The following is a 3,872-nucleotide window of genomic DNA, read 5'->3' as shown; positions in this document are numbered from 1 at the left end:
ATTTTGTCAAGCAATGAATTTGGTGAATCGTTGTTGTTGGTATTGTTCAAGGTGTCGTCGTATTTAATGATTGTGGTGATGAGTTTCCTGTTTGGTGTCTGTTTCCTCATGCATCTGGTGTTCGCCGTGATCGTGATGGCCGCTACTACCGGTTGCTTTTTTCACTTTAGCATTCACAGCGCTGGTACTTCCATCAGCAAATTTTAATGTAATACTCACATTGTCGCCGGCTTTTAGTTTTTTATTGGGAGTATACAGCATAAGGTGTAATCCACCAGGCTGCAGTTTAACCGTTCCGTGAGTGGCGATAGGCAGCTCTTTCTGTTTTTCCATGGTAGCCATGTCGCCTTTGTGAACGGATTTGTGAATTTCGATTTTGTCAAACACGGGAGAAACTACGCTGGTTAATACTTTCTCTTTGTCGGAATGGTTTTCTAGGGTCATATACGCTGCCAGCACTTTCGCGTTGGGTGGGGCTTCTCTTACCCAGGCGTCTTTTACCATAACGCTGCCTGCAAAAGCAGTGTTTACAAAAAAACAGAAAATAAGAACAGAAATAGTAAAAATGAATGTTCTATTTAACAACATTATTGCCTCTCTTTACTTTCCTTATAAGTTAATACTGCCTTGAAACCGTCAATAATTTCTTCTGCGTAATGTGGGGCCCGGAAGCGTGCATAGTATTGAGCTTGTGGATCGATTAGTAACATTGTACTGCTGTGATTCACCAAATACTCGTTCTCGGTGCCGATGCCACGCTCAAATTTGATACCTAATGGACCGGCCAGTTGTTTAAGCGCCTGTTCACTGCCGGTCGCCGCAATAAATTTCGCGCCGAAATAACTGACGTATTCGCCAAGGGAGGCAGGTGTGTCCCTGTTGGGGTCGACGCTAATAAAAACATACTGGATTTTTCTGTTCGAATTTTGTAAATCATTTATTTGATTTGCGGCATTATCTAATTCAGTTAAGGTTAACGGACAAACGTCCGGGCAATGGGTATAGCCAAAAAACATGAAGGTCCAGGCGCCTTTCAGGCGTTCTTTATTGAGAGGCTGGTTTTTCTGGTCCACCAGTTCAAATTCAGGTACGGCAATAGCCTGTTTTTTTATTAAACCGCGTAGCTCCTCGGGTATATCGTCGGGTTTAGCAGAAAGGTTAATCGATATACCCAGGCCGACAACCAGGGCGGCTATCAACAGGAGTGCAGCGATCGTGTAGGATGTAAATTTACGTTTTGTCATAATCTGTTAGTGTTTGGGATAATAATAGGCTTAGTCTGAATACCGCCTGAAATTAAAGGTTCAATTTTTATCTATATTGTCGGTATACTTGGGGCCTGAAAAAACTGGAATAGTTCAACATTAAAAAACGATGCAAAACTCAACAAAATCCCCGCAATTCAAACACGATCAACAACCGGTATTGGGAATTCTTATCACAAATTTGGGAACGCCTGATGAGGCTACAACACCTGCTTTACGTCGTTATCTCAGGGAATTTTTATGGGATCCCCGCATCGTTGACCTGCCGCGAGTACTATGGTGGTGTATTTTACAAGTAATCCTGTTCATTCGACCAGCAAAATCGGCCCAGGCTTACCAAAAAATCTGGGATAAAGACAGCGGATCTCCCTTGTTGTCTATTTCGCGCAAGCAAGTGGAAGCCTTGCGAATCGCTTTAAAAGACAAAATAAAGCAGCCCTTTGTTGTCGAATTAGGGATGCGCTATGGCAATCCATCCATTCCTTCTGCACTGGAAAAATTGCGGCAGGCCAATGCGCAACGGGTACTGGTACTGCCCTTATATCCACAGTATTCATCCAGTACTACGGCGTCTACTTTCGATGCCATTGCCGCGACGGTTAGAAACTGGCGCTGGGTTCCCGAGTTTCGTTTTGTTAACCAGTATCATGATGATGGGAATTATATTGCGTCATTAGTGAATTCAATCGAGGAGGCATGGTCGCAACATGCCAAACCTGAAAAATTGCTGTTTTCCTTTCATGGCACGCCGAAGCGTTTTCTGGTTACGGGCGATCCATATTATTGCCAATGCCAGAAGACCGCACGCCTGATTGCGGAAAAGATGAATCTTGAGGAGGGGCAATGGCAGGTGGTATTCCAGTCAATTTTCGGACGTGAAGAATGGCTGAATCCGTATACTATCGATACGCTGCGTGAGCTGGGCAAACAGGGGGTTAATAGTGTTGACGTGGTTTGCCCCGGCTTTTCTGCGGATTGCCTGGAAACCCTGGAAGAGATTGACCAGGAAAACCGGGAAGCATATCTGGAAGCAGGTGGAAAGGAATATCATTATATCCCTGCGTTAAATGATCGAGCAGATCATATCGGTGCGCTCGCTAATCTAGTACAACGTCATTGCGATGGCTGGGAAGCCACTACTCAGGCTTCTGAAGATGAAGCAAAAAGGCGTTGGGAACGCGCACAACAACTGGGTGCCAGCCAGTAAGACATTCGTCATCCTCGCGCTATAAATCCCTTACATCTTCGATAGCTTGTCCTGTAATTTTGCAAGCGCTTCCTGGGTCTGTTTTAGCTCTTTAATAATTTCATCGCGTGTTGTGGGTGCCTGGAGTTCTTCAAGCGCATCATGTTTGGCTTCTTCCAGGTTGTTGATGACTACTGCGATAAACAGGTTAATGACCACAAACGTACCTACTACCACGAAGCTTACAAAATACATCCAGGACAGTGGATGCATTTCCATGGCTTTGTACATTACGTCCGTCCAGTCTTCCAGTGTGACCACTCGAAACAGGGTTAATAGTGATAAGCCAAGATTGTTCCAGTGGGTGGGGTCATGCTCATGAAAAATATGGTAGCCGGCAACCGCATAAATATAAAAAATTATACTCATCAGAAGTAGTACGTGTCCCATGCTGGGTATGGAGCGCACCAGTGTGGAAACAATTAATCGCAATTCGGGGATGGTAGAAATCAGTCGGGCAACCCGTAGTAGACGAGCCAGTCGAGCAATCATGGCGAATTCGCCTGTTGTTGGAATCAATGACAAAAGCACAACGGAAAAATCAAACAGATTCCAGCCGTCACCAAAATACAGTTTAAAGCGCGGTGCCACAGCAGTGATTTTCAGGATAGCTTCAATAACAAATACGGCCAGTATCAGATCGTTGGCTAATAGCAAATAGTCACCGTACTGGCTGACGATATCGGGTGATGTTTCCAGCCCAAGCACCACACCGTTAAGTAATATTAACGCGATGATGAAGTATTCAAATTTTTTCTGCGAAACGATTTTTTGTGCAATCTTTTTCATAGTTGGTTCTGGTTATTAGTTGATTCAGGACGACGCGTAAAAATACCGGCTGCGATGAGCCAGTGCAAGAGTAAAATTGCTGTGGTTTTCTGGGTGGCTTACTTCTGTTTAGCGGCTTTTTTCAGATTATCAAAGAATAAGCCCGGGTCAACACGTACATCGTTTAAGCTTACTCCCCAATGCAGGTGGGGGCCCGTGACTCGACCTGTCTGGCCTATGGCGCCGATTTTTTGGCCACGTTTCACTTTTTGACCCGGTTTAACCTTGATTTTCGACATATGGCAATACATGGTAATCAGGCCTTGCCCATGGTCAATAAAAATGGTGTTGCCGTTAAAGAAATAATCACCCGTGGTGAGAACAGTTCCATCCGCCGGAGATACGATAGGCGTACCTTGTGGTGCGGCGATGTCGATTCCGCTATGGGGCTTACGGGGCTGCTTATTGAAATAGCGGCGCAAGCCAAACGGGCTGCTTAAGCGGCCGGTTACGGGAATTACAAAATCGGTATTGATTTGCTCGGAGTCGCTCCAGTGAGAAAGGGAGGCGACAATTTCCTTTTTCTCTTTTTT

5 protein-coding genes are annotated in these 3,872 nt (G+C 45.1%); 1 reads left to right on the top strand and 4 read right to left on the bottom strand.

All coding sequences use genetic code 11. The features are described 5' to 3' along the window. Positions 1-63: 63 nt before the first annotated feature. A complete protein-coding gene (locus ACWVCM_RS08335) occupies positions 64-504 on the bottom strand; it encodes a copper chaperone PCu(A)C (RefSeq protein ID WP_455201274.1) in 441 nt (146 codons plus the stop codon). An 83-nt stretch (positions 505-587) separates the two neighbouring features. Beyond that, the gene (locus ACWVCM_RS08330; protein WP_455201273.1) at positions 588-1,244 is read right to left on the bottom strand and encodes an SCO family protein; all 657 of its coding nucleotides are present in this window, start codon (positions 1,242-1,244) and stop codon (positions 588-590) included. 130 nt (positions 1,245-1,374) lie between these two features. Here ACWVCM_RS08330 and hemH point away from each other — a divergent pair, with 130 nt between their 5' ends. Continuing rightward, positions 1,375-2,472, top strand: a complete 1,098-nt coding sequence (gene hemH, locus ACWVCM_RS08325; protein ID WP_455201272.1) for a ferrochelatase — start codon at positions 1,375-1,377, stop codon at positions 2,470-2,472. A gap of 30 nt (positions 2,473-2,502) precedes the next feature. Here hemH and ACWVCM_RS08320 read toward each other — a convergent pair whose 3' ends face one another. Together ACWVCM_RS08320 and ACWVCM_RS08315 are read right to left on the bottom strand one after the other, a co-directional pair. Further along, a complete protein-coding gene (locus tag ACWVCM_RS08320; protein WP_455201271.1) occupies positions 2,503-3,300 on the bottom strand; it encodes an ion transporter in 798 nt (265 codons plus the stop codon). A 98-nt stretch (positions 3,301-3,398) separates the two neighbouring features. Next, on the bottom strand, positions 3,399-3,872 hold a 474-nt coding region (locus tag ACWVCM_RS08315), incomplete at its 5' end, for a M23 family metallopeptidase (RefSeq protein WP_455201270.1).

The organism is Kaarinaea lacus, from assembly GCF_975902315.1.
This window is presented reverse-complemented; position numbering and strand designations above follow the sequence as displayed.

What these genes read in the sequence shown, in the direction of transcription:
- hemH (WP_455201272.1), top strand. Translation starts at nt 1,375, where the DNA reads ATGCAAAACTCAACAAAATCCCCGCAATTCAAACACGATCAACAACCG.
- ACWVCM_RS08320 (WP_455201271.1), bottom strand. Translation starts at nt 3,300, where the DNA reads ATGAAAAAGATTGCACAAAAAATCGTTTCGCAGAAAAAATTTGAATAC.
- ACWVCM_RS08335 (WP_455201274.1), bottom strand. Translation starts at nt 504, where the DNA reads ATGGTAAAAGACGCCTGGGTAAGAGAAGCCCCACCCAACGCGAAAGTG.
- ACWVCM_RS08330 (WP_455201273.1), bottom strand. Translation starts at nt 1,244, where the DNA reads ATGACAAAACGTAAATTTACATCCTACACGATCGCTGCACTCCTGTTG.